General features: G+C 45.4%; 25 protein-coding genes. 2 read left to right on the top strand and 23 right to left on the bottom strand.

What is annotated here, in order from left to right; translation table 11 throughout:
* Positions 1-82 precede the first annotated feature (82 nt).
* The 3 genes from sucD to MKZ13_RS11330 all read right to left on the bottom strand — a co-directional run bounded on the left by sucD (position 83) and on the right by MKZ13_RS11330 (position 2,935).
* Complete coding sequence (gene sucD, locus MKZ13_RS11340) at positions 83-1,012, bottom strand: succinate--CoA ligase subunit alpha (RefSeq protein ID WP_221824186.1); 930 nt, start codon at positions 1,010-1,012, stop codon at positions 83-85.
* 63 nt (positions 1,013-1,075) lie between these two features.
* Positions 1,076-2,236, bottom strand: a complete 1,161-nt coding sequence (sucC, locus tag MKZ13_RS11335) for an ADP-forming succinate--CoA ligase subunit beta (protein WP_036609384.1) — start codon at positions 2,234-2,236, stop codon at positions 1,076-1,078.
* Positions 2,237-2,479: 243 nt separating this feature from the next.
* Complete coding sequence (locus MKZ13_RS11330) at positions 2,480-2,935, bottom strand: MarR family transcriptional regulator (RefSeq protein WP_076208912.1); 456 nt, start codon at positions 2,933-2,935, stop codon at positions 2,480-2,482.
* Positions 2,936-3,417: 482 nt separating this feature from the next.
* Here MKZ13_RS11330 and MKZ13_RS11325 point away from each other — a divergent pair, with 482 nt between their 5' ends.
* Positions 3,418-5,028, top strand: coding sequence for a YifB family Mg chelatase-like AAA ATPase (locus MKZ13_RS11325; RefSeq protein ID WP_339184034.1), 1,611 nt, complete (start codon positions 3,418-3,420; stop codon positions 5,026-5,028).
* 239 nt (positions 5,029-5,267) lie between these two features.
* On the opposite strand, the gene MKZ13_RS11320 is transcribed toward MKZ13_RS11325, so the two are convergent.
* The 10 genes from MKZ13_RS11320 to rplS all read right to left on the bottom strand — a co-directional run bounded on the left by MKZ13_RS11320 (position 5,268) and on the right by rplS (position 13,957).
* A complete protein-coding gene (locus MKZ13_RS11320) occupies positions 5,268-5,819 on the bottom strand; it encodes a nitroreductase (protein WP_221824188.1) in 552 nt (183 codons plus the stop codon).
* Positions 5,820-6,108: 289 nt separating this feature from the next.
* Positions 6,109-7,299: a carboxypeptidase-like regulatory domain-containing protein gene (locus MKZ13_RS11315; protein WP_339184031.1), complete on the bottom strand. Its 1,191-nt coding sequence runs from the start codon at positions 7,297-7,299 to the stop codon at positions 6,109-6,111.
* 59 nt (positions 7,300-7,358) lie between these two features.
* On the bottom strand, positions 7,359-7,520 hold the full coding sequence (locus MKZ13_RS11310; protein WP_139331839.1) for a paeninodin family lasso peptide: 162 nt from the start codon (positions 7,518-7,520) through the stop codon (positions 7,359-7,361).
* 322 nt (positions 7,521-7,842) lie between these two features.
* Positions 7,843-8,241 (bottom strand): YraN family protein, encoded by a 399-nt coding sequence (locus tag MKZ13_RS11305; protein WP_339184029.1) that lies wholly within the window; start codon positions 8,239-8,241, stop codon positions 7,843-7,845.
* Positions 8,235-8,546: an EscU/YscU/HrcU family type III secretion system export apparatus switch protein gene (locus MKZ13_RS11300; RefSeq protein ID WP_036609395.1), complete on the bottom strand. Its 312-nt coding sequence runs from the start codon at positions 8,544-8,546 to the stop codon at positions 8,235-8,237. The genes MKZ13_RS11305 and MKZ13_RS11300 overlap by 7 nt, the downstream gene beginning before the upstream one ends.
* Entirely contained in the window at positions 8,543-10,585 is a 2,043-nt protein-coding gene (locus MKZ13_RS11295; protein ID WP_339184027.1) for a DNA ligase, read from the bottom strand. The genes MKZ13_RS11300 and MKZ13_RS11295 overlap by 4 nt, the downstream gene beginning before the upstream one ends.
* Positions 10,586-10,630: 45 nt before the next feature.
* The gene (locus MKZ13_RS11290; RefSeq protein WP_260632959.1) at positions 10,631-11,332 is read right to left on the bottom strand and encodes a ribonuclease HII; all 702 of its coding nucleotides are present in this window, start codon (positions 11,330-11,332) and stop codon (positions 10,631-10,633) included.
* A 464-nt stretch (positions 11,333-11,796) separates the two neighbouring features.
* A complete protein-coding gene (gene ylqF / locus MKZ13_RS11285; protein WP_221824193.1) occupies positions 11,797-12,660 on the bottom strand; it encodes a ribosome biogenesis GTPase YlqF in 864 nt (287 codons plus the stop codon).
* Positions 12,661-12,690: 30 nt separating this feature from the next.
* On the bottom strand, positions 12,691-13,311 hold the full coding sequence (gene lepB, locus MKZ13_RS11280; protein ID WP_017689211.1) for a signal peptidase I: 621 nt from the start codon (positions 13,309-13,311) through the stop codon (positions 12,691-12,693).
* Between the two features lie 304 nt (positions 13,312-13,615).
* Positions 13,616-13,957, bottom strand: a complete 342-nt coding sequence (gene rplS / locus MKZ13_RS11275; RefSeq protein WP_024630190.1) for a 50S ribosomal protein L19 — start codon at positions 13,955-13,957, stop codon at positions 13,616-13,618.
* A 352-nt stretch (positions 13,958-14,309) separates the two neighbouring features.
* Between rplS and MKZ13_RS11270 the strand changes: the two genes are divergently transcribed.
* Positions 14,310-15,275: a polysaccharide deacetylase family protein gene (locus MKZ13_RS11270; RefSeq protein WP_221824194.1), complete on the top strand. Its 966-nt coding sequence runs from the start codon at positions 14,310-14,312 to the stop codon at positions 15,273-15,275.
* A 3-nt stretch (positions 15,276-15,278) separates the two neighbouring features.
* On the opposite strand, the gene MKZ13_RS11265 is transcribed toward MKZ13_RS11270, so the two are convergent.
* From MKZ13_RS11265 to ftsY, 10 genes are all read right to left on the bottom strand, one after another.
* On the bottom strand, positions 15,279-16,526 hold the full coding sequence (locus MKZ13_RS11265; protein ID WP_221824195.1) for a hypothetical protein: 1,248 nt from the start codon (positions 16,524-16,526) through the stop codon (positions 15,279-15,281).
* 152 nt (positions 16,527-16,678) lie between these two features.
* Positions 16,679-17,050: a VOC family protein gene (locus MKZ13_RS11260; protein WP_221824196.1), complete on the bottom strand. Its 372-nt coding sequence runs from the start codon at positions 17,048-17,050 to the stop codon at positions 16,679-16,681.
* A 185-nt stretch (positions 17,051-17,235) separates the two neighbouring features.
* Complete coding sequence (gene trmD, locus MKZ13_RS11255) at positions 17,236-18,003, bottom strand: tRNA (guanosine(37)-N1)-methyltransferase TrmD (RefSeq protein WP_339184024.1); 768 nt, start codon at positions 18,001-18,003, stop codon at positions 17,236-17,238.
* A gap of 1 nt (position 18,004) precedes the next feature.
* Complete coding sequence (gene rimM / locus MKZ13_RS11250) at positions 18,005-18,517, bottom strand: ribosome maturation factor RimM (RefSeq protein ID WP_091031941.1); 513 nt, start codon at positions 18,515-18,517, stop codon at positions 18,005-18,007.
* A gap of 302 nt (positions 18,518-18,819) precedes the next feature.
* On the bottom strand, positions 18,820-19,050 hold the full coding sequence (locus MKZ13_RS11245; protein ID WP_017689218.1) for a KH domain-containing protein: 231 nt from the start codon (positions 19,048-19,050) through the stop codon (positions 18,820-18,822).
* Between the two features lie 23 nt (positions 19,051-19,073).
* Complete coding sequence (gene rpsP, locus MKZ13_RS11240) at positions 19,074-19,346, bottom strand: 30S ribosomal protein S16 (RefSeq protein WP_017689219.1); 273 nt, start codon at positions 19,344-19,346, stop codon at positions 19,074-19,076.
* A gap of 53 nt (positions 19,347-19,399) precedes the next feature.
* On the bottom strand, positions 19,400-20,776 hold the full coding sequence (gene ffh, locus MKZ13_RS11235; RefSeq protein ID WP_062833767.1) for a signal recognition particle protein: 1,377 nt from the start codon (positions 20,774-20,776) through the stop codon (positions 19,400-19,402).
* Between the two features lie 63 nt (positions 20,777-20,839).
* Positions 20,840-21,190 (bottom strand): YlxM family DNA-binding protein, encoded by a 351-nt coding sequence (ylxM, locus tag MKZ13_RS11230; RefSeq protein ID WP_017689221.1) that lies wholly within the window; start codon positions 21,188-21,190, stop codon positions 20,840-20,842.
* 262 nt (positions 21,191-21,452) lie between these two features.
* Positions 21,453-22,100, bottom strand: coding sequence for a hemolysin III family protein (locus MKZ13_RS11225; protein WP_339184022.1), 648 nt, complete (start codon positions 22,098-22,100; stop codon positions 21,453-21,455).
* 147 nt (positions 22,101-22,247) lie between these two features.
* Positions 22,248-23,261: a signal recognition particle-docking protein FtsY gene (ftsY, locus tag MKZ13_RS11220; protein WP_091031943.1), complete on the bottom strand. Its 1,014-nt coding sequence runs from the start codon at positions 23,259-23,261 to the stop codon at positions 22,248-22,250.
* Positions 23,262-23,290 lie beyond the last annotated feature (29 nt).

Here is a 23,290-nt window from a genome sequence, read left to right as displayed (position 1 = left end):
TTACCTTTTCCGTAACCATAATAGTCGGTCTACCAGAAATAGATCATTTCCGAGCCGTTTCTTCTATTATAACGAAAAAGAATTAATGTGTCGTGCACAAATTCAAAATACCGCGTTCCTCAAGTACACTCACCAAAGTCGAACCCATCTCAGCAGGAGTTGGTGCTACTTTGATTCCACATGATTCCAGCTTCGCAATTTTCTCTTTGGCTGTACCTTTACCACCAGAGATAATAGCGCCAGCATGGCCCATCCGTTTGCCTGGAGGCGCTGTTACGCCACCGATAAAGCCAACAACCGGTTTGGTCATGTTTTCACGTACCCAATCTGCAGCATCCTCTTCAGCTGTACCACCAATCTCACCAATCATGATGACCGCATGAGTCTGTGGATCTTCATTGAACCGTTTGAGGATATCAATGAACTCGGAGCCTTTTACAGGGTCTCCCCCGATTCCTACAGCAGAGGATTGTCCAATGCCACGTGTCGTCAGTTGATGAACGGCTTCATAGGTAAGTGTTCCACTACGGGAAACAACGCCTACGTGCCCCGCCATATGGATATAACCAGGCATGATACCAATTTTACATTCTCCTGGTGTAATGACACCTGGACAGTTTGGTCCGATCAGGACGGTATTTTTGCCTTCCATGAAGCGGTCAACCTTGATCATGTCAAGAACCGGAATACCTTCTGTAATACAGATTACGAGGTCCAGCTCAGCATCAACAGCTTCCATAATGGAATCTGCTGCAAATGCAGGAGGAACGTAAATGACGCTCGCTGTTGCGCCTGTAGCTTCCTTCGCTTCCTCCACAGTGTTGAACACCGGCAGACTAGCTACTGTACCGTCTTCCAACGTGATATCCACATTAGTTCCGCCTTTACCCGGTGTAACTCCGCCTACCATCTGGGTTCCGTAGTCCAATGCGCCCTTCGTGTGGAACATTCCCGTTGAACCCGTAATGCCTTGCGTAATGACTTTTGTATTTTTATCGATCAAAATACTCACGTTGCTTCACATCCTTACGGTTATTTTTCAATTCCCGGACAGCTCCGGTACTAAGGAATGAACTTATTTTACGAGGGCAACAATTTTCTGTGCACCATCGGCCATGGAATCAGCAGGAACAATATTCAGGCCAGATTCACCCAGAATACGTTTGCCAAGCTCCACGTTAGTTCCTTCAAGACGAACAACCAGCGGTTTGGTCAGGCCAAGCTGCTTCGCGGCTTCAACAACACCATTGGCGATAACATCACAGCGCATGATGCCACCGAAGATGTTAACAAAGATCCCAGCTACTTTGGCATCGGACAAGATGATCTTAAATGCTTCAGTCACCTTCTCCGTTGTCGCACCGCCCCCAACGTCAAGGAAGTTGGCCGGGTCTCCACCGTAGTATTTGATAATGTCCATCGTTGCCATCGCAAGTCCCGCACCATTGACCATACAGCCGATGTTGCCATCAAGTGCTATGTAGCTGAGGTCGTATTTGGAAGCTTCGATTTCTTTTTCATCCTCTTCATCCAGATCACGCAGTTCCAAAATGTCTTTGTGACGGAACAGGGCGTTGGAGTCAAAGTTCAATTTTGCATCTAGCGCGATAACGTTTCCATCTCCGGTAACAACGAGAGGATTGATCTCGGCAATAGAGCAATCTTTTTCGACAAATGCAGTGTACAGCGCGAGCATGAACTTAACAGCTTTGTTCACCAGTTCATTCGGAATCTTAATGCTGTAAGCCAGTTTACGGGCCTGGAACACTTGCAATCCAATAGCAGGGTCAATAATTTCTTTGAAAATTTTCTCAGGTGTAGCTTCAGCTACTTCTTCAATCTCAGTACCGCCTTCTTCGGAAGCCATCATAACTACACGGCCTGTGGCACGGTCCACAACAACACCCACATAATACTCTTTGCGGATATCGCATCCTTCTTCAATCAGAAGACGTTTCACTTCTTTGCCTTCTGGTCCAGTCTGGTGTGTTACCAATACTTTGCCCAGAATTTCGGAAGCATAGGCACGAACTTCATCCGTACTCTTCGCCACTTTTACGCCGCCGGCTTTACCCCGGCCACCTGCGTGTATTTGCGCTTTAACAACAGTCACCGGACTGCCCAGTGCCTCTGCGGCCGCAACCGCTTCATCGACTGTATAAGCAACCTTTCCGTTTGGAACGGTAACTCCATACTGTTTCAGTACTTCTTTTCCTTGATATTCATGGATATTCATTCTCGAATCCTCCTATCAACATGACTGCAACAAGGCGGGTTGGTAGACTAACAAAAGACAAATGTTGACTATTTTCACTTAAACCCAATTCATTGTAACACGTTTTTAAAACGCTTTCCTTAAAAAATTAATGGTTAATAGACAGTATTTTGATATGAGTATGATCCCATATTGTGAATGCTTGGGTATATATGGAAAAAACCTCAGCTAAAAGCTAAGGTTTCCTTGATCTAAAACTACATTTTATTTTTTGGCTGCGTTCGTGTTGGTTTGGTGAACTTTCTCCAGCAACCCTTTGAACTGACCCAGCAAAGCTTCAAACTCTGTACTGTTCAAACACGCATCACCCTGAATGGATTCAGGTATGGATAATGCCTTGTTCCGCAGCTCACGGCCGGAGTCGGTTAATGTAATTAATACTTTTCGTTCATCCTGAGCAGAGCGTTCGCGATTAATAAGTCCTGCTGACTGTAACCGTTTGAGAAGTGGTGTCAACGTTCCCGAATCGAGATAGAGTGCCTCCCCGATCTCCTTAACCGTACATTCTTCACGTTCCCACAATACCATCAGAACCAGATACTGTGAATACGTTACGCCGAGCACCTCGAGATAAGGCTGGTACATCTTCGTAATCTCCCGTGAACAAGCATATATGGCAAAGCATAATTGGTTATCCAGCTTCAAACTGTCAGTCTGCATATATCTTTCTCACCTGCCTATTGTGCATTCTATTCCTTATAAAAAAGGAACTATAAATCTATCTTATCACAAATTAGAAAAAAAACAGAATAATTGAGCACAAATGATTTTACTATTCAATTTAATTATGATAAATTAGATTGTGTGAAATATAAAAAACGAATAGATGAGCCGTAAGTACATCTCATAATTCGATAAAAATATTACATAAGGTCCATGGAATACATTCGCGTTTTCTCGGGCCAAATTTGATAATCATAATGAAAGTTTAATACGTAACCATTTTCGCCAAAGCTATTTAATGATTTCCTTCCAAAAATAAAATTCAGGGATCAGGAAAGATGACTACAGCAATGAGAATGACAGGTTGACTCCATGATTCCTTTTATATAAAATGCTTAATAGAAGCTGAGGAAGCACCTTAATTCGTAGACTGGCCCGTATTATGCGGAGTCAAGAATCGAGTGAGGTGTTTCTTTGTTATGTATGGAAAATTACACAGTGCGTGTTTGTACGGAATCGATGGTGTACTGATCGAGGTGGAAACCGATTTATCCAATGGTCTGCCACAGACATCCATCATCGGTTTACCGGATTCAGCTATTCGTGAGGCCGTTGAGCGTGTCCGTGCAGCGATTAAAAATTGCGGATATCAGTACCCTTTACAGCGGATCACAATCAATCTGGCCCCCGCTGATCTGCGCAAGGAAGGATCTTCCTTTGATCTGGCCATTGCTATTGGTTTACTTATGACAAGCGGTCAGCTTGTACTGCCTCCCCAGGAACGGACACTAGTGGTTGGCGAACTGGCGTTGGACGGTTCGATCAGGTCCGTGCCCGGCATTTTATCCATGGTGGACCTGGCCAAACGACAAGGCTTTACTTCTGTGCTCCTGCCTTTGGATAACGTAGAGGAAGCGTCACTGATTCGAGGTATCCAGGTGTTTGGCATTCGACATTTACAGGATATTGCTCCGGAAAATTTAGATCAATCTGCAAGTTCGGTTGGAATACCCAATAATTCGAATGCAGGACCAGTCGTGTTGAAAAATTATGCACACCTCGCTGCGCCTATAACGGATAAGACTCATAAGATGGCGGATAGGAAGCCGAGACAAACACCATTATTTGCAGACGACTATAGCGATGTTCTGGGGCAGCACCATGTAAAACGCGCGCTTATGATTGCTGCAGCAGGCATGCATAACATACTGCTCGTTGGACCGCCAGGCACGGGCAAAACGATGTTAATCAAACGTCTGCCCTCCATCCTTCCTCCTTTGTCAGAAGATGAAGCGTTGGAAGTAACCAAAGTATTAAGTGCTGCAGGCAAATTAAAAGAAGCGCCTCAAGGCCTGATTGCAGACAGACCTTTTCGCTCCCCTCACCACACGATATCCACCTCTGGTCTGATTGGAGGCGGTGGTATCCCAAAACCAGGTGAAGTGAGCCTTGCCCACCGGGGAATATTGTTTCTGGATGAATTACCTGAATTTCAGCGCCAAGTGCTGGAGGTATTAAGGCAGCCGTTAGAGGATCGCACAGTGACAATTAGTCGGGCTCGCGCTGCATTCACCTTTCCGGCCCAGTTCATGCTTGCATGTTCCATGAATCCCTGTCCCTGCGGATATTTGTCCGCTCATTCGGAGGAACAACGATGCATATGTAGTCCAGCCCGTGTTGCCGCGTACCGAGCCAAAATTTCAGGACCACTGCTGGACCGTATTGATCTTCAGGTTGAGGTTCCTCCACCAGGCGAGTGGCGCAAGTCTGCTGCTTCCCCTTCCTCTGAAGAAATGCAGGCAAATGTGATCCACGCTCATCAAATTCAGGCTAAACGTTATGCCAAAAGTTCGGTTCGTTGGAATAGCCAGCTTTCAGGCACGCTTTTGCGACGAACGATTCATCTCCCCCAAGAGGCAGAACAACTGTTAGAGCAAACGCTGCAAACGTTAAACCTGAGCATGCGTGCACATGATCGGATTATCAAGATGGCACAGACAATTGCCGATCTGGACCATGAAGGTGAAATTGTGACAGCTCATGTGGCTGAAGCCATCCAGTATCGTCAATTGGATCTTAATTTATTTTGAAGCTATTTTAGAAGCATATGGAGGAAAGAACAGGCCGATTTACCCAAAGCAGTGTTATGGCATGAAACTGTAAACAGCAGAGGAAGATCGAGAAGAATTCCTTATGCAAATTCTACAATGCGGATACGCCAACACGACAAAAAACGTACAAGCCCTTCTCTTCTGTGAAGAAAGGTACTTGTACGTGGATTTCCCTGAAACATAAGGGATCGTAAATAGCTAAGGTTTTTAATAATTTATTATTCGAAAAGAGTGAGTTTCTCCTTAGCTGGTGTGCGTTCTTTGGCAGAAGGAATAACATCAGGGTATCCCATATAAATCATACCTACAATCTTCTCTCCCGCCTCTATTCCAAGCGATTTGCGGAATTTGGGAGCGTACAAGAATGGCTTGGTCACCCAGAACGTTCCAATGTCTTCACTCCAGGCTGCAAGCATAAAGTTCTGAACCAATGCACTGACCGCAGCAAAGTCTTCGTCCCAGATATTCTGTCTTGGATCTTCTTCCAGCACGACAAGCATAACGGATGGAACTTGCATAATATTGGGTGAAAATTTGTTGTCTTCTCCCATTTCTGCATCAATAGCCTCGGCCAGTTTCTTCCGTCCATTTCCGGTAAACAACAAAAATCTCCAAGGTTCACGCAGTTTATGGTTAGGAGCCCAGACTGCCGTATCCAGCAATTCTATAATCTGCTGTGTAGGAACAGCTTCTTTTTTGAATTTTTTCACCGTACGACGGTTTTGAATCGCATTTCTGACTTCATTTGTTGTTTTCGTAGCTTTACTCATCGGCCGTACCTCCCTGATTATAAAATCATTTGCAACCGCAATAGTGATTCGCGGCCTAGTACACTCATTATAATTTCTTTATGACATAAAAAATAAATTCCAGTTTACCTTCTTGATTATACACCCATCTGATCACGAGATTCAAAGGGGCGGCAGAGGTCATTACCGTTAAGTTCATTACGAACAGAAAAGACGACTCTGAATCTTGATTCACCACGAGGGATCATCAAGTCAGAACCGTCTTTTATTCTCATGTTGTTATTCATTCACATATCTTATCAACAAGTAATCAATCGTCGTAACTCGCCCCTTCAAACGTGCCATTCCCTTCAAATGTGCCATTAACAAAATCCATTTTGTTGTACTTCTCCTGGTTACCTGCAACATCTGTACTATAGTACTCTACCACCTTGACATCAGGGGCATAAAACTTGACGGGTCCTTCATAGTTCTTCCATTCTCCCCCATTGATTCGATATTGCGTTGTTTTTACGCCCGAACCTTTGACTTCGTCTGTTGCCTGAAGTCTGAATGTAAATCCTTTGATGTATATTTTCCCGTTCACAGTATCTGTAATAGGAACTAATCTGTACTTGGTTACTGGAGGTGTAATATCTGCATCCTTCTTAAGTACGATATTAAACGTATTATGATCTCCTTTTACAAGAGTAACGCTTAGGCTCGTTTTTAGATATCCTGCTGCTTCTCCCGTTATCGTTCTGGCCCCTGTTGGTACGCGCTTTATAAAATAATCGCCTTGAGCATCTGTCGTTGCCGAACCGCCAGCATAAACTTTAGCACCAGTTATCGGATTGCCCGCTTCATCTATTACTTTTCCACGCACGTGTGCCGCCTCTGCCAAAACAACATCCTTTCTCAAGGTTCCCCCCTCCCGGACACCCAAGCGATCCTGTTCATATAGCATATAATCATCGGCATCTACCCATATTGCAATGTTCGGATTATAGGCGTAATCAATTCCTGTAACCGCATATCGACCTTGCTGATCAGTTTTCACTATACGATCAAAGACACTTGTTACTTTTATACGAGCATCTGGAACAGGTCTGCCCGCCTGATCTTTGACTGTTCCTACAATCGTGGAAGGTTCATAAATATGAAAATCAAGCTGTTTTTGCTCTCCACCCCTTAAACTATAGTAAGTGTGATGTCGATACGGCACATACCCCTCTGCTTCAACTGAAAAGGTAAATACAGTATAGTTCTCAACGGATTCAATAATACGATAATTCCCACTCTCATCTGTCTCCACGCTGTGTTCCTTATTCCCATAATCAAGCCAATACTTGACTGTGGCGTCCTTGACAGGCAATCCCTGACGATCAATCACTTTACCTGACACACTAACCGCATTGTCAGATTCAGCAGCATAAGAAACTCCGGAATACATGATTCCAAACAAAATGAAACATAAAGATAGTGTACTTAGTCGAATTATCCATTTGATACTTGTCTGCATCTTCCACTACACCTCACCATTTATTTTATTGATCAAACATTCCTCTTTAACCTCTTAAATTAACTGACCATAAGTTCAAGCTTCCAGAATTCTCCGTCCCAAACATATTGCCAAATCCCCTGTCCACCGTTCATGGTCTCGCTGATATCCAGCACTTCCATCCGAGGGCACTCCCATACTTGTTTTACTGTGTTGTTCGAAGTATTCTGAAGCTCTTTCATACATCCCACCAACCTCTCTTTAAATTTTTCAACGTTCTTATTTTATTACAAATGATACGATTTGTATCTAAAAATTCTGAAATACAATGATTTTATTATCAATGCTCTATTTTCTCCGTTTTGTGATTTCATAGTTAAATCAAAAAAAGCCGCAGTTCCTGTATAAATAGGAATTGCGGCTTTAGTATATTAACTAATTTCAAAACTAAAACAATGCAAAGATAAGACATAATTAAACTTGTACTTCGAAATCACTGACCGACTCACACTAAAATGATACAAATCGTATCTATTGATACAGCAATAACTTCGAGTGTAATTCTTAAAAAGCATTAACAATATGATTCAGAGAGACAATCTCTCCTGCTTGATCAAGCATTACGGCAATTACATCAAAACGGATCTGAAGTTCCGTCTCTCCCGTCATTTGCAAATACACGGATGCGGTTGAACGCACCTGCTGCATTTTACGCATATCAACCGATTCCTGAGGTGTACCGTACTGAACGGCTCCACTTCTGCTTCTTACTTCCACAAAGATAATCAGGCCCTCGCTGGAAGCAATGATGTCAATCTCACCGCTACGGCAACGCCAGTTCTGTCTAATGATCCGATAATCGTGCTCTCGCAACCATTGACAGGCAGCCTCTTCACCTAATCGGCCTTTCTGCTGTCGTGTGAGCTTTAATCCTGGCTCCTGACCCAATCTACGTTCTACCATGACTCATTTTCCTCACGTCCTGAGGCCATGCGATCTGCACGGTAGACGTACGTTAGCACCTCTGCGACCAGTTGATACAGTTCTGCCGGAATCTGTTCATCCAGATCCAACTTGGAGAGTACCTCCACAAGTGCTGCATCCTCCTGAACAGCCACGCCGTTTTCTCTGGCTTTATCCAGAATGGCTTCTGCCACTTTGCCGCGCCCCTTGGCTACAACAACAGGCGCTTCGCTCTCTCCAGGGACATATTTTAGGGCAACCGCCTTTTTGGAGAGCAGGTCCGGTTGTGACGACTCGTCTTTCATACCTTCAAGTCCACCCCTTTGTATCGTTCAGGACTATAGTCCGAGGCCCTCGTTTTTCGTTCCGCGCCCGGCTCCTGGCCGGCAGGCCACGGTTCCGCCTTGAAGGTCAGCAGTTGATAGCCCAGCTTGTCCAATGCCTGATGGATTACCTCTCGTCCACTCTCCAGGAGCGGTCCCATTCCTTCGCGATCATTCAATACACGCAGACTGACAATGTTATTAACCACATGCACATCTACCAGAGTAGGCCCAAGACTTTTCATGTCCAGATCAAACCATAGACGGCAGTTGGACGCATCCAGCTCTCCACGTTGACCTCTGCGAGACTGAATCTGAACAGACGCCGTTTCTTCCCCGTCCGGTCCAGTGATCGGAATAAACCAGTGCATCTGTGCAAAAGTAGCACTGCGATCTGTCGTTAGCAATAACTGCTGACCTGTCAGATACTGCACGGCCTGTCCGGCGGCATCCTTAAGCGCTGCTGGTGCACCTTCGCTGCTGGCAAGCTGCAGCAGCAAGCCCTTCAGCGTGTCCGCATTCGCCGGACTCGCCACATCCCCTACGCGCGGCTGCGCTACCGCGCCGTGAACGGCCTGCTGCTCGTGCTCCGCACCGAGCAGCTTCAGCACGCGCCCCACCCACGGGTCCCCCTCGTGGGTGACAGGCGCGTGCACTGCCGCAGCTCCCGCAGGTGCTGCGGCAGTACCGCCAGCCGGCGGCGCATCAGCGCCGGCTGGCAACGGCTGCGGCACGCCTCCGGCAGCCACAGCCGCCTGGCCGCCCTGCGATGCAGGGGCGGCCTGTGCTGCCGCACCAGGCTGTGCCGGTGCGGCAGTGGACGCGCTGCGCAGGGCGTCCAGCAGCGTCAGCAGCTTGGGCGCCAGCTGCGCTGCCGTAGGCGCTGCTGGCGCCGCCTGGCCTGCTGCGGACGGAGTCCCCGCAGCAGCAGGCGTTTCAGCGCGGCCGTCAGTTCGCCCGGCCGCGCCTGCTTCAGGCTGGCCTGCACTTGCACGGCCAGCCACAGATTCTGTAGCCGCGCCTGGGGTTCCCGGGCGGCTCACAGCTTGCCCCGCGTCAGCCCCGCGCGGGCTCTCGCCAGGTATTCCGGTTCCAGACGGAATACCGGCACCTCCTTTGCCAGCCGTTTCAACGTTGCTGGCAACTGCCTTTGCCCCGGCTTCAGCATTTCCTGTACCTCCGCCAGTCTGCATGTTTCCTTTCACCGCAGTACCTGCATCCTCTGCCCCACTATCAGTCATGGATATAGATCCTGCCAATGCCGCTTGTCCTTGTTGCGTTGACAAAGTAGGTGTTCCGGTTCCAGTCATCTGACGACCATTGCCTGATGTAGCCAGTCCTTCTTCTGTCTGTGATGCATTCGGTACTACAGGTGCACCAGCCATGACTGCTGGTTTCAACGTAGCAGATTGTTCTCCAGTCAGTACCTGTTTACCTGTTGTTTGTGTCAGCATCGTTTCCAACTGGTCAGCCAACCCGCTTAATAACTGATGCAGAGGGGGGCCAAACACCGTCTGGTGTAATCCTTTTACTGTTTCCGCCGTAACCGGAAGGCCACGCTGAAAAGCAATTCCTGTCGCCTGCACCCATTCTTCCACAGGGACCTGTGCAGGTTTGGCAGTCATCATATTTTGAACCATTGCCACATTATCTTTCGTTAGCGGCACTCCGCTACGCTGCATGGCAAGTAACAGTTCCCGGTTCCCTTTTGTATCCGGTAGTCCTACATCCTTAAGCAGGTTGTTCAGCGAAGCTTGTGGCAGCTCAGCAAGTGTTCCGGACATAGGTTTCATTACCGTTATGCCATTTTCACCTGAAGGCTGCACTTGAAGTAACGTGGTCTCACCCGGACGGAGTGGAGTCTCCAACTTGGCGCGCACCTGCACACCTTGAATCTGCAGAACTGCTTCTCCCCCATCATCGGATACACTAACGACGGAGCCACGAACCACCTGACCTTCCTTTAATTCAAGCGGTTTGGCATTGCCGGGTTTACTATCTCCCATTAACCCCTTTATCATGGAACCGATATTCAAATCTCTCCCCCTCCTTTCTTTAAACCTGTGTTAAAACAACGATTGCTGCTCTCCAAGCAGGTTGCCCAGAAAACTGCGCCGATGCATCGGGGTTGCCCCCAATGCCATAATTTGCTCCCGATGAACTTTTGTTGCATATCCTTTATGTATCGACAAACCATATTCCGGATATAACGTATCCCATTCTTCCTTGCACAGCCGATCTCGCGTTACCTTGGCAATAATAGATGCCGCTGCGATCGATTGACTATTGGCGTCACCTTTAATAATGGACAGTTGAGGTACATTCACATCCACCTTCTCGGCATCCACCAGCATATAATCAGGAGTTTCTCCCAATGCTTCAACAGCTCGTTTCATCGCAAGTCTCGCAGCCTGCTTGATGTTAAGCCGATCAATTGTCTCGGCATCCGCGTACCCGATACCTACCGCCAGCGCTTTTTCCATAATGACGTCATATAATGCATCACGTTTTTTCTCCGTTAATTTCTTGGAATCATTCACACCTTCCAGGATGAGATCCTTCGGTAAAATAACTGCAGCTGCGACAACATCCCCAAACAAACATCCCCGTCCTACCTCATCAATACCAGCAATACGTTCAAATCCACTGTCCCAATACTCCCGCTCATAGAGCAACAGATCTCGAGGTTCACTGGCTTCTTTTTTCTTCTTTGGTCCAATTGGGTTCTCCAGTAGATTCAACCCGATCTCTTCTTTATTTTCAACCATAACGTTCATCTCCTCTACCCACGCTTTTTCAGCATGTGTATCACTTACAATTTTTTATAATATAGACGTATATCCTCTGTCTTTTGTTCTGTACAACCTGTCTCTCACAGCAAAACTTTTCCTTGAGGGTTTTCAATATAAAGATAGTGATGTCTTCATTTATCGGTATTTGATGGTTTAAATTGAATATATCAGACCTCGTGTATTCTAATTTGCACCACCATTCATCATAGCACGATTCTGACGCACCTGATATATAGGTCTGCCAATTCCATAAAGCGCACTGTTCTTCAATCCTCTTCCATTTTATCGTTTTCGACGTATGTTCCAGCTCTACTCCCACGTTGGTATACACAAAAAAACGACCGCTCCCGGTAATCCGGTAACGGCCGCTTCTTTCGGCACTTGTATATATGAAATGAACAGATAAAGATAATGATCTTCATCGTGTAGAGTCCATTTTTTTAATAGGGAGCTTCCATAGAAAAACGTCCCATTTTACCCGCCCGCAGTTCACGCAGAAATGCTCGTGATGCCTTTTCCAGATCAATGCGTCCACCGCTTACAATGCAACCACGGATACGGCCGACTTGTTCCATAATCGCAATAACACTGTCCGAATCATCTGCATCCCTGGAGAACTCCTGAAGTCCGTATCTCTCTTCCAAAGCGTCCCAGTAATAACGCATCAGATAACTGATTCCAAAAAAGGCGATATCCTCTGCATTCAGAATTTCTTCTTTGATCGCACCAGTTACGGCAAGACGATAACCTACATTTTGATCTTCGAACTTAGGCCAAAGAATACCTGGAGTATCCAATAACTCCATTTCTTTGCCTACCTTAATCCACTGTTGCCCCTTCGTCACACCAGGACGATCTCCTGTTAACGCAATACTCCGTCCAGCCAGTCGGTTAATCAGTGTTGATTTACCTACATTGGGAATCCCTACGATCAACCCGCGAACCGCACGAGGATTAATCCCTTTAGCAATTTGACGGTCAATTTTTTCTTTAAGAAGAAGCTTCGCCTGTACCGGAATGTCTTTAACATTAGTGCCTGTCGAAGCATCTACAGGAAAAGCAGTAATTCCTTCTTTTTTGAAATATTCAATCCATTCTTGCGTCACTTTGGCATCTGCCAAATCCGATTTGTTCAACAAAATCATCCGGGGTTTATCCAGCAATATTTCGTCAATCATCGGATTACGGCTGGAGACAGGCAGACGGGCATCCAATAGTTCGATGACCACGTCGATGAGCTTTAACTTATCCTGAATCTGGCGTCTGGCTCGAGTCATATGACCTGGAAACCATTGTATCGTCACCTTGTCTTCACCTCATTATTTACTTCAATTTCAGTGGTTGATCCACTTGATCTCACCGATCGGCCAGAAAATCACATCTGCACGACCAATAATATCTTTTAACGAAACATAACCGATCATACGGCTGTCTGTACTATTTGGACGGTTATCTCCCATGACAAACACATGACCTGCAGGCACTTTGCCATCAGGGAACTGCTCATTCGGGAAATCCTTCACGTTATAGGTTCCACCATTTGCTTCAGCTGCATCAATGGCTCCTTGAATATACGTTTCATCAACCTTTTTACCGTTAACCATCACGGTATCGTCCTGAACCTCAACGGTATCACCTTCTACAGCAATAACACGTTTAATGAAATCCCGACCTTCGGATGGTACGTGGAAGACGATAACTTCACCGCGCTTTGGTTCTCTGATATCATATAAGATCTCGTTGACGATCACACGTTCACCCGTTTCAAAATTCGGCTGCATGGACGGACCGTCCACAACAAACGGTTTGAAGAGCAACCACCGAATGAGAATGACGAGAACTAATGCGATAACAATGGCTTTAAGCCATTCAACAATTTCATTTTTGGCTTTTTTGGATCGACTGTTTTTCTCTTCGGCAGGATTGCCCCGGTCATGTTGAACTTCTTGTTCCATTCAAGATCTTCCTCTCTTCACAGTACATGTTTATAGCAGTACACACATCCAGCATTCTGTATCGTTCCAATAACTCAATGGATGGATACAAAACATTCACATCAGTTATGTAATCTTTCACCAAGCATTACAGTACATTTAATCCACAATTCAAATGTTTTCCAATAACTGATTTTACAAGCCTCCCGGACTATTCCCGCATGCGTTGCCATACCATTTTACTCGGAAGTGTACCTCCGGTTCAACTTTTCCCGGACAAAAACGAAAAGGGCTTGTCTCCAAGCCCTTCCCGGTATCCGTTATATTAACGAATTTCTTTAATTCTCGCTGCTTTACCGCGTAGTTCACGAAGATAATAAAGCTTCGCACGACGAACTTTACCACGGCGAGCCACTTCGATTCTATCGATTTTTGGGGAATGAAGCGGGAAAGCTCTTTCCACACCTACACCGTAAGAAATTTTACGAACTGTAAAAGTCTCACTGATTCCACCACCACGGCGTTTAATCACAACACCTTCGAACAATTGGATACGCTCACGAGTTCCCTCGATTACCTTAACGTGCACTTTCAAAGTGTCACCAGGACGAAAACTCGGAATATCCTTACGAAGTTGTTCTTGTGTAATCGCTTGAACGATATTCATCTATGACTCCCTCCTTCCGTACAGGCGTTCATACTTCTTCCAGAGATCACCTTGTCTCCTTCATTATCCATAGAGGACCGCCGTATTCCACATAACAGACTTATTGTATCACGCAGCATATCAAAACACAAGAGAAATTAGACAGAATGCCTATTGTTCAATCAGCAACGCTGATACTCATCTCCATCTCATGTTGACCTCATTCTAAAATACATTCTCTCATATGGATCATGAATCAACGTTCTCATCTGCAAGTCAACCTGATGCAGGAAAAAATACTGTAACTTCCCGTGTAGCAATATCGTCTATGATATAACTTATTGACCACTTTAAAAGGAGAATCCAAAGACTCATGAAATATTGGAATAAGATCACACTGGCCCTACTTGCCATGCTCACATGCTCCATTACACTATATGCATATGCCGTAACTCATCCCACGAATGCACTGTCACACAAAGCCTGCACATCCTGGGACATAGTCAAACGCAAAGCATTCGAGCTGTCACACACTGACTTCTCTAACCAATCTGCGCTGGATCGTTCTACCTTCAAGATTGAACAAGGTACGGCTACAGAAGTCCCTGTACTGATGTATCATTACATAGAGCCCAAATTGAATAATCACGAGACAGATAATAAATCCATCATTAATCTGGAGGATTTTGAGCAAAATATGAAATACCTGCATGATGAAGGCTACCAAACGATTACACTGAATCAGCTTGAACAATATGTTAACGGGAGAATTTCCCTACCACAGAAGTCCATTGTCATTACCTTTGATGACGGATACCAGAACAATTATACATTAGCTTACCCTGTGCTTCAGAAATATAATTTTCACGCCTCGCTGTTTGTCATAGGCAGTAAAATTCAAGATCAACCTTCGGAATTTGAGCCCGCCATTAACAGTTTCATCTCCAAGCCAGAGATGCAGGCGGCAACTGACGTATTTGAATTCAACAGCCACACCTATAACCTGCATCACAAGGGATTTATGCGCTGTGGTAACAGTGTGCCTGTCGGTCTGGACACCAGCCTTCTGGATGATGATATCCAGCATATGAAGCAAACCGGAATCGACACACCTTATCTGGCCTATCCATTTGGTTATACCAGCACACAGATGATCTACAAGTTACAACAACATGGATATCGCATGGCATTTACCGTAAAGTCTGGATTTGTGCATCCAGGAGATCATCCCATGAAGCTGCCTCGCTTGACGGTCTCGACAGGTACTGATCTGGCGTCCTTGCTTCAACCCGAATCCAGTCCGCAGAACGAATTACCTGCATCGGAGAATGACCAGTGAAACCTAGAGTTTAACTTCACCGCCTGGATACAGAGTCGAGCTATACAGCCTTTTGAGCTGTGGCTTGGCTCTTTTTGCATCGGTAAGTGATAATGTCATCGGAGAACTGGAATAAATCACTGCTTCCTTTGCGTCATAGATGATGATCTGTTCCTGTCCGGTCTGAACCAGATCTGCATGTACTACATATCCCTCTTTCGGGAATTCAGTAACCGTTTTCATATTTCCATCCACCAAAGAAGGCAACACATCTCCACCTCGGCGATAAGCCAAAATATAATCGAGTCCACCTTCATCCCATTTACAAACAGGCTCTATAATGGTTAACCAACCACGAGTCGTGCGATTTTCTTTCCAAATTTCTCTCCCTGCGCTATCCAGCATGAACATTCCATCCTTACCATTCTCATCCCCACGGACAATCCGGTCCAGACCTGCAATCTGTAAACCTTCCATTCCAGTACAAAAATGACCTAACGCAATATGCTGTGATTCAATCGAATCTTCATAACGCCACTTCTCATTACCATAGCGGTCCATCATGACCGTAACACTGCCACCGATAACAACCTCAACTTCCCCATCACCGTCAACGTCTCCAAACCATATACAGTCAGCATGATCATCGAGATTAAGACAAGACCATAATAACGTCCCATCATGATCCAACATGTCATATCCGGCCATCACTTCATCTTTCCCATCTCCATCGATATCATATACCCATGGAAAATGTCCTGGATTCCCTTCATGCTTCCATAACAAATTAAAATCATGGTCAAGTGCCCATAACGTCTTATAGCGGTCTTTCAGTATAATGTCCATTCTCTGCTGGTTACCCGTCAGATTGGCGAGAATAATACAGTCATGTGCTTCATCACCTGGCAGATCACGTGTTTCTTTGATCTCTCCGGTCCGGCCATCCAATACGAGAAATTGTTTGTCCATCACACACAATACTTCATTATTTCCATCTCCATCCCAATCTGCGACCTGAGCGGGATAGTCTGAACCCGGACCACCTGCATCGGGATCGGGAGTTCCGACCTGCCATAGTAATGTTCCTTCCAGATCAAACACAGTCAAACAACATACCTGATGCGGAACATACCGATCGTCTATACCCCCATCTGCCTGTACCAGCAACATTTCAAGTCTACCGTCCCCATTCAGATCTCCCAAAAGCATTTTGCAGCGTTCTCCGGCTTGGCTAATATCTACTCTGGCGATTTCATAAGGCTGATGATTCATAACCTTCCTCCTCAGCTATCTTTATTATTGAATTCCAGCTGAGTTCACCATAAAGAAAATCCCTTTCTTTTACAACCCCATTTAGAATCATGCAAAAAAGTTCAAAGCTGCAAAAAAGTGCCTACGTAATTAAACGATGTAAACGAATGATTTTAAACCCACTCTAAAAACTCAAGGCGATTGCCAAAAGGATCATTTATATAGAAACGTCTTACACCTTCATCTGCCCTTGCTTCGTCATCGACAATATGAATTTGGTTATGAATGAGATGTTCACGCAACTGATCCAAATGTTGTACATGAAATGCCGGATGAGCTTTTGTGGCGGGAATAAAGTCTCTTTGTACTCCAATATGCACTTGGTGTCTGCCACACTCGAACCATACACCACCACGTTTTCTCAGAATTTCAGGTTTAGGAATCTCCGTCCAGCCCAGTACTTTATTGAAAAAATGACGCGCCTGCACTTCACAATCTTCTGGTGCTGCGAGCTGAATATGATCAAGACCAATAATATTGTACATTCATACACCGCCTTTCGTTTCACTTAATGAAACCTAGTTTCATTAATTATATTTTTATTTTATAGAATATACCAATAAAAATCCAGTATTCTTTTCAATGTACACAAAAAAAGCCAACCTGTGGGTATCAAGGTTGGCCTTTTGCAACTCTGGATATTTAATATTTACGTGTTTAACGATTATACTTACTCTGTGCCATTTTCACGGTTTGAGCTTATCTTTTTCAGCCAAACTCGCTCTTTGTCCGTCAAATCCGCTGTTTCCAACATCTCCGGTCTGCGCTCCAGCGTACGAAGCAAAGATTGCTCTCTGCGCCATGCCTCAATGTTCAGGTGATGTCCTGACAACAGCATGTCCGGTACTTTCATGCCTCTAAACTCGGGTGGACGTGTGTAATGTGGGTATTCCAAAAGTCCAGTGCTGAAGGAATCCGTCACGGCACTTGTCTCATTGCCAAGCACACCGGGTATAAGACGTACGATGCTGTCGATCGCAACCATAGCAGGTAACTCCCCACCCGTGAGTACGTAATCACCAATGGATAGTTCATCCGTCACGAGAAATTCGCGGATGCGCTCATCGTAACCTTCATAATGTCCACATATAAAAATCAGATGATCTTCCTGCACAAGTTCTTCTGCTTTCTTCTGTGTAAACGTCTCACCTTGCGGACACATTAGAATGATACGTGGAGGTTTCATCGATGCCGCAGCTTCTCCGCGTTGCTCCAGAACATCTTCTACAGCAGCAAAGATCGGATCTGGTTTTAGCACCATGCCTCCACCTCCACCATAAGGGGCATCATCTACTGTATTATGTTTATTGGTCGCATAATTACGGAAGTTGGTTGCACCGAGGGACACCAGCCCCTTCGTTTGGGCTTTACCCAAAATGCTTGCTCCAAATACACCGTCAAACATCTCCGGGAATAGCGTTAATACATCCACTTTCATGTTACAGCAGCCCTTCCATCAGGTGAATCTTCACTTGCTTCTGTTCGATGTCCACATCAAGCACTACATCATCAATAACGGGAATCAGCACTTCTTTACCTGCTGGCGTTTTGACAACCCATACATCATTGGCACCCGGAGTCAAAATTTCAGAGATGGTTCCAAGCGTTTCACCCTCTTCGGTGATGACCGAACACCCAACGATTTGATGGAAGTAGTATTCACCTTCGTCCAGCTCAGCCAGGTTCTCTTTTAACACTTTGGCCATGCCGCCTTTAAACTTTTCTACTTCATTAATATTGCCGTACTCTTTCAGACGAAGAATATACATATTTTTATGCAAACGTGAAGACTCCACGTTAACCATGACTGGATGATTATCTGGTGTAAAGAAAAACAACTCTGCATTTTTCGCGAAACGCACTTCCGGGAAATCGGTTAAAGGCATGATTCTCACCTCACCGCGAATTCCATGCGTATTAACGATTTTACCTACATTCATAAACTCTGCCATACGTTCCTCCTACGAAATTAAATCAAACTAAACAGCTACTTCGACTCTCGTACGGTCGTTCCGGCGACGGTTCGTTCTTTCGATCGCTGTTACCCCCTCATTTTTTGAACTTACTTTAAAAGGTGAAAATGAGGTGATAAAGGCGAACGCTAACGCTTCTCCAGAATCGATCCCGTCCCCTGCACTGCTCCGAAGTCACTCATACCCAAAAATATTTTAATTCAATATCTAATCCAACGTATTAAGTTCAGCATGCACGAAAAGGGGCTAGGACATGCATCCTAACCCCCTTTCGTATATCTTTAAGATATGATATCAACGGTAACCCGTTTATCCATCTTAACTGCTGCTGATGTGACGACCGTACGAAGTGATTTCGCGATTCGTCCCTGTTTACCAATTACCTTCCCGACATCGTCAGGATGAACGGTTAATTCATAAACGACAAGCCGGTCTTTCTCAACCGTCCGAACCGTCACATCTTCCGGATGATCGACTAAAGCCTTAGCAATTATGCTTACTAATTCTTCCATAGATGACCCTCCGAATCAGCACTTTATTTAGATAATTTAGACTCGTGGAACTTCTTCATCACGCCCGCTTTGCTAAGCAAGTTGCGGACAGTGTCAGATGCTTGTGCACCGTTTTGAAGCCATGCCAATGCTTTATCTTCATCGATCTTAACAACAGCCGGTTGTTCAACCGGGTTGTAGTAACCGATCTCCTCGATAAAACGACCGTCACGTGGGGAACGGGAATCCGATACCACTACGCGGTAGAAAGGAGCTTTGTGAGCACCCATACGTTTCAGACGAATACGAACTGCCATTTGAAAATTCACCTCCTTCAATGAAATCTGTATATGATCCAGCTTCGCTTAAATCAACGGAAAGGAAACTTCATTCCTTTACCCATACCTTTAAGCTGCTTCATCGCTTTATTTTTACCGCCTTTAGGTCCCATCATATCCGAGAACTGTTTCATCATGCGGCGCATCTCATCAAATTGCTTGATCAGACGATTTACTTCGGCCAGAGATGTTCCGCTTCCGGTAGCAATACGCTTCCGGCGGCTATGGTTGATCATGTCCGGGTTGCGTTTCTCCTCGGTCGTCATTGAGTAAACGATCGCTTCAATCCGGCCCATCTGTTTATCATCAACCTTCAGATCCTTGGCTTGTTTCATCTTGCCCATGCCAGGAATCATATCCATGATCTGATCGATTGGTCCCAGCTTTTTCACTTGATCCATCTGCTCTAGGAAATCTTCAAACGTGAATTCTGCATTACGCATCTTCCGTTCCATTTCCTTGGCTTTATCAGTATCAATGTTTAATTGTGCTTTCTCAATCAGAGATAACATATCACCCATACCGAGGATCCGTGAAGCCATACGTTCCGGGTGGAACGGCTCCAAAGCGTCAAGTTTCTCTCCAAGGGAAGCAAACTTGATTGGACAACCCGTAACTGCTTTGACAGAAAGTGCAGCACCACCACGAGTATCGCCATCCAGCTTCGTCAGGACAACCCCGGTCAGATTAAGCTGCTGGTTAAAGTGTTCTGCTACGTTAACCGCATCCTGACCTGTCATGCTGTCTACGACAAGCAGTACTTCATCCGGATTGACTACGCTGTGAATCTGGCGAAGTTCTTCCATCAGTTCTTCATCAACATGCAGACGTCCAGCTGTATCGATAATGACATAGTCATTACCGTTATCTTTGGCATGTTGGAGACCTTGACGTGCGATCTCAACAGGGCTTGTCTGATCTCCCAGTGTGAATACCGGCGCTTTGATCTGCTCGCCAAGTACTTGCAACTGTTTGATCGCTGCCGGACGATAAATATCTCCTGCAACAAGCAATGGTCTGCTGTTTTGCTTTTGCAGCATTTTAGCTAGTTTACCGGATGTGGTTGTTTTACCAGCACCCTGCAAACCAACCATCATCAGCACCGTAGGCGGTTTGTTCGCTTTAGCCAGTTTCGCTTGGCTTCCACCCATCAAATCCGTTAGTTCCTTGTTAACGATGTCGATGATGACCATTCCTGGCGTGAAGCTCTCCATCACTTCTTTGCCAACAGCCTTCTCTTTCACCTTGGCGATGAATTCCTTGACCACTTTGAAGTTTACATCCGCTTCGAGCAATGCCAGACGTACCTCGCGCATAGCCTCGGCTACGTCTTCATCAGACACCTTGCCTTTGCCGCGCAGCTTGCTGAACACATTCTGTAATCGGGTCGTTAATCCTTCAAATGCCATGATCCCACCTCCTTAAGCTTTAATACTGTTTTCAAGACCGATACGTTCCGCTCAGCCAACTTTTCATTCACTAAGCTGAGCAACGATATCGTGTATTTGTTTGTTGTTATCAATGGAGACGCCTGCGCGTTCCAATGCATTTTGCAAATCTTCAAGATTGCGATTACGCCGTTCATGCTTTTCCAGCAAGCCCAGCTTGCTTTCGTAATTTTCCAGCACTTGTTCGGCACGCTTGATATGCTCGTATACCGCCTGGCGGCTGATCTCAAACTCGGCTGCAATTTCACCAAGTGAGAAATCGTCATGAAAGTAATACTTTAGAAAAGTCTGCTGTTTCTCGGTAAGTAACAATTCATAAAAAGCAAACAGCAAGTTAATCCGGTTTGTCTTCTCAAGCCGATTTTCTTGACTCACATCGGGGCACTCCCTTCGTCAAGGAAAAACACTTTACACTCTTGCAACGTTCCTAATAATACCTAAAACAAATCAGGTTGTCAAGCAAAAATACTTGTCACAATAAAAACAGCTCTGATGATATGTTATTTCGATGTTTAACGGGTGGTTTTATCCCCTTTTTACAACAAGCAAATCCTGTCTGTATCTCTGCAATCCACCTCTATGTAGAAGAAAAAACGAATGCATCTCAGTCCGTGGAGATGCATCCGTTTATGGTGTTTTAACGAAGTGGTGTCAGGTACAGCAGTACCATAAAGAAATGAAGAATACTGCCTGCTAGCACAAAGAGATGCCAAATCGCATGGTGGTACGGAAATCCACGCCATACATAAAAGAGCGTACCCAGTGTATACATCAGGCCTCCAGCAACCAGCAGCACGATTCCGCCTGTAGGAATGGCAGCCATAAGCGGTTGCCAGGCAATAACGATGAGCCAGCCCATCGCAATATAGAAAATCGTGGACATGAATAGAAACCTTTTCGTAAAAAACGCCTTAAAGATCACGCCGAATAATGCGATACCCCAGATTATACCAAACAGGGTCCATCCAAGTGTACCGCGAACAGCAATAAATAAAAGCGGAGTATATGATCCGGCAATAAACAAATATATGGAAGAATGGTCGAAAATCTCAAATAAATCTTTCACTCTTCCATCTTTCCATGCATGCACGAGTGTAGAGCTTGTATAGAGCAGCAGCATGGTGATCCCGTAGATCGTGAAACTGACCACGTGCCAGGCCGTGCCTTTCATACTTGAAAATACAATCAATATCACCAGTGCAGCTACACTGAGTGCAGCGCCGATTCCATGTGTCACCGCATTGGCGACTTCTTCACGGCGAGAATAGGTATACGTATTGGCCATTTTCAACCGTCCTTTCTAACCCTTTAACATTGCCTTCTTTATACCTCCATTATACACGTATTGCCAGTGACATTACACGTGACACTTATCACGTATATCACTGGCAATACGGTTAACATTATTAATTCATCCTACTTATTAATGGTTCTAGGAATTTGCTTCCTCTTCTTCAGCACTTTCCGCTGGCTGTTCCTGAATCAATCCGGCGAACAAAGCATGCACAAATTGCTCCGAATCAAACGGCTGCAGATCATCAATCTTCTCACCCAGTCCTACGAGCTTCACAGGCAAGTCCAGCTCCTGACGGATCGCAACAACGATCCCGCCTTTAGCTGTTCCATCCAGTTTCGTCAATACGAGGCCAGTTACACCGCTTTTCTCACCGAAAAGTTTAGCCTGGTTTAAAGCATTTTGACCTGTTGTTGCATCCAGCACCATCAGTACTTCATGCGGAGCATCCGGAATCTCACGCTGAATGACACGATAGATCTTGTTAAGCTCGTCCATCAGATTCGATTTATTTTGCAGACGACCTGCTGTATCACAGAGGAGTACATCAGCACCCCGTTGTTTCGCTGCCTGCACCGCATCATACATAACCGCTGCTGGATCAGAACCAGATTGCTGTTTGATCACATCGACACCGGCACGTTGTCCCCATACTTCCAGCTGTTCGATGGCTCCGGCACGGAACGTATCTCCAGCTGCCATGATGACTTTTTTACCTTGCTGTTTAAATCGATGTGCCAGCTTGCCAATCGTTGTTGTTTTACCAACACCGTTAACACCAACGAACAAAATGACAGTAATGCCATCCGGGTTCATTTTCAGTTCGTTATTCTGTTCACCGCGAAGAAGATCCGTCAGTTTCTCGGACAATACAGGCTGCAACTCAGCCGCGTCCTCAATTTTGCGTTTTTTCACCTCAACGCGCAGGTCTTCGATCAGATTCATGACTGTATTCACACCAACGTCTGCTCCGATCAAAATCTCTTCCAGTTCTTCATAGAACTCTTCATCGATTTTTTTGCGGCGGATTACGAGATCCGAAACTTTTTCCACTAACCCTTTACGTGTCTTTTCCAATCCATCCTTGAACTGTTTGGTGACCGACTCCGTTTTGCTTGCAATGCTGTCTCTCAGCTTTTTAAAAAAACTCATAAAGCCCCTCCATCGTGTACATAATCTAA

This window comes from Paenibacillus sp. FSL R5-0701, assembly GCF_037973995.1.
In the GTDB taxonomy this organism is placed as follows: Bacteria; Bacillota; Bacilli; order Paenibacillales; family Paenibacillaceae; genus Paenibacillus.
This window is presented reverse-complemented; position numbering and strand designations above follow the sequence as displayed.

What these genes read in the sequence shown, in the direction of transcription:
- MKZ13_RS11295 (WP_339184027.1), bottom strand. Translation starts at nt 10,585, where the DNA reads ATGATAAAGGGGTTAATGGGAGATAGTAAACCCGGCAATGCCAAACCG.
- MKZ13_RS11290 (WP_260632959.1), bottom strand. Translation starts at nt 11,332, where the DNA reads ATGGTTGAAAATAAAGAAGAGATCGGGTTGAATCTACTGGAGAACCCA.
- ftsY (WP_091031943.1), bottom strand. Translation starts at nt 23,261, where the DNA reads ATGAGTTTTTTTAAAAAGCTGAGAGACAGCATTGCAAGCAAAACGGAG.
- MKZ13_RS11325 (WP_339184034.1), top strand. Translation starts at nt 3,418, where the DNA reads ATGTATGGAAAATTACACAGTGCGTGTTTGTACGGAATCGATGGTGTA.
- rimM (WP_091031941.1), bottom strand. Translation starts at nt 18,517, where the DNA reads ATGGCAGAGTTTATGAATGTAGGTAAAATCGTTAATACGCATGGAATT.
- MKZ13_RS11305 (WP_339184029.1), bottom strand. Translation starts at nt 8,241, where the DNA reads ATGGTAGAACGTAGATTGGGTCAGGAGCCAGGATTAAAGCTCACACGA.
- MKZ13_RS11260 (WP_221824196.1), bottom strand. Translation starts at nt 17,050, where the DNA reads ATGTACAATATTATTGGTCTTGATCATATTCAGCTCGCAGCACCAGAA.
- sucC (WP_036609384.1), bottom strand. Translation starts at nt 2,236, where the DNA reads ATGAATATCCATGAATATCAAGGAAAAGAAGTACTGAAACAGTATGGA.
- trmD (WP_339184024.1), bottom strand. Translation starts at nt 18,003, where the DNA reads ATGAAAGTGGATGTATTAACGCTATTCCCGGAGATGTTTGACGGTGTA.
- MKZ13_RS11270 (WP_221824194.1), top strand. Translation starts at nt 14,310, where the DNA reads ATGAAATATTGGAATAAGATCACACTGGCCCTACTTGCCATGCTCACA.
- lepB (WP_017689211.1), bottom strand. Translation starts at nt 13,311, where the DNA reads ATGGAACAAGAAGTTCAACATGACCGGGGCAATCCTGCCGAAGAGAAA.
- MKZ13_RS11320 (WP_221824188.1), bottom strand. Translation starts at nt 5,819, where the DNA reads ATGAGTAAAGCTACGAAAACAACAAATGAAGTCAGAAATGCGATTCAA.
- MKZ13_RS11225 (WP_339184022.1), bottom strand. Translation starts at nt 22,100, where the DNA reads ATGGCCAATACGTATACCTATTCTCGCCGTGAAGAAGTCGCCAATGCG.
- rpsP (WP_017689219.1), bottom strand. Translation starts at nt 19,346, where the DNA reads ATGGCAGTTCGTATTCGTCTGAAACGTATGGGTGCTCACAAAGCTCCT.
- MKZ13_RS11245 (WP_017689218.1), bottom strand. Translation starts at nt 19,050, where the DNA reads ATGGAAGAATTAGTAAGCATAATTGCTAAGGCTTTAGTCGATCATCCG.
- MKZ13_RS11300 (WP_036609395.1), bottom strand. Translation starts at nt 8,546, where the DNA reads ATGAAAGACGAGTCGTCACAACCGGACCTGCTCTCCAAAAAGGCGGTT.
- MKZ13_RS11315 (WP_339184031.1), bottom strand. Translation starts at nt 7,299, where the DNA reads ATGCAGACAAGTATCAAATGGATAATTCGACTAAGTACACTATCTTTA.
- rplS (WP_024630190.1), bottom strand. Translation starts at nt 13,957, where the DNA reads ATGAATATCGTTCAAGCGATTACACAAGAACAACTTCGTAAGGATATT.
- ffh (WP_062833767.1), bottom strand. Translation starts at nt 20,776, where the DNA reads ATGGCATTTGAAGGATTAACGACCCGATTACAGAATGTGTTCAGCAAG.
- MKZ13_RS11330 (WP_076208912.1), bottom strand. Translation starts at nt 2,935, where the DNA reads ATGCAGACTGACAGTTTGAAGCTGGATAACCAATTATGCTTTGCCATA.
- MKZ13_RS11310 (WP_139331839.1), bottom strand. Translation starts at nt 7,520, where the DNA reads ATGAAAGAGCTTCAGAATACTTCGAACAACACAGTAAAACAAGTATGG.
- MKZ13_RS11265 (WP_221824195.1), bottom strand. Translation starts at nt 16,526, where the DNA reads ATGAATCATCAGCCTTATGAAATCGCCAGAGTAGATATTAGCCAAGCC.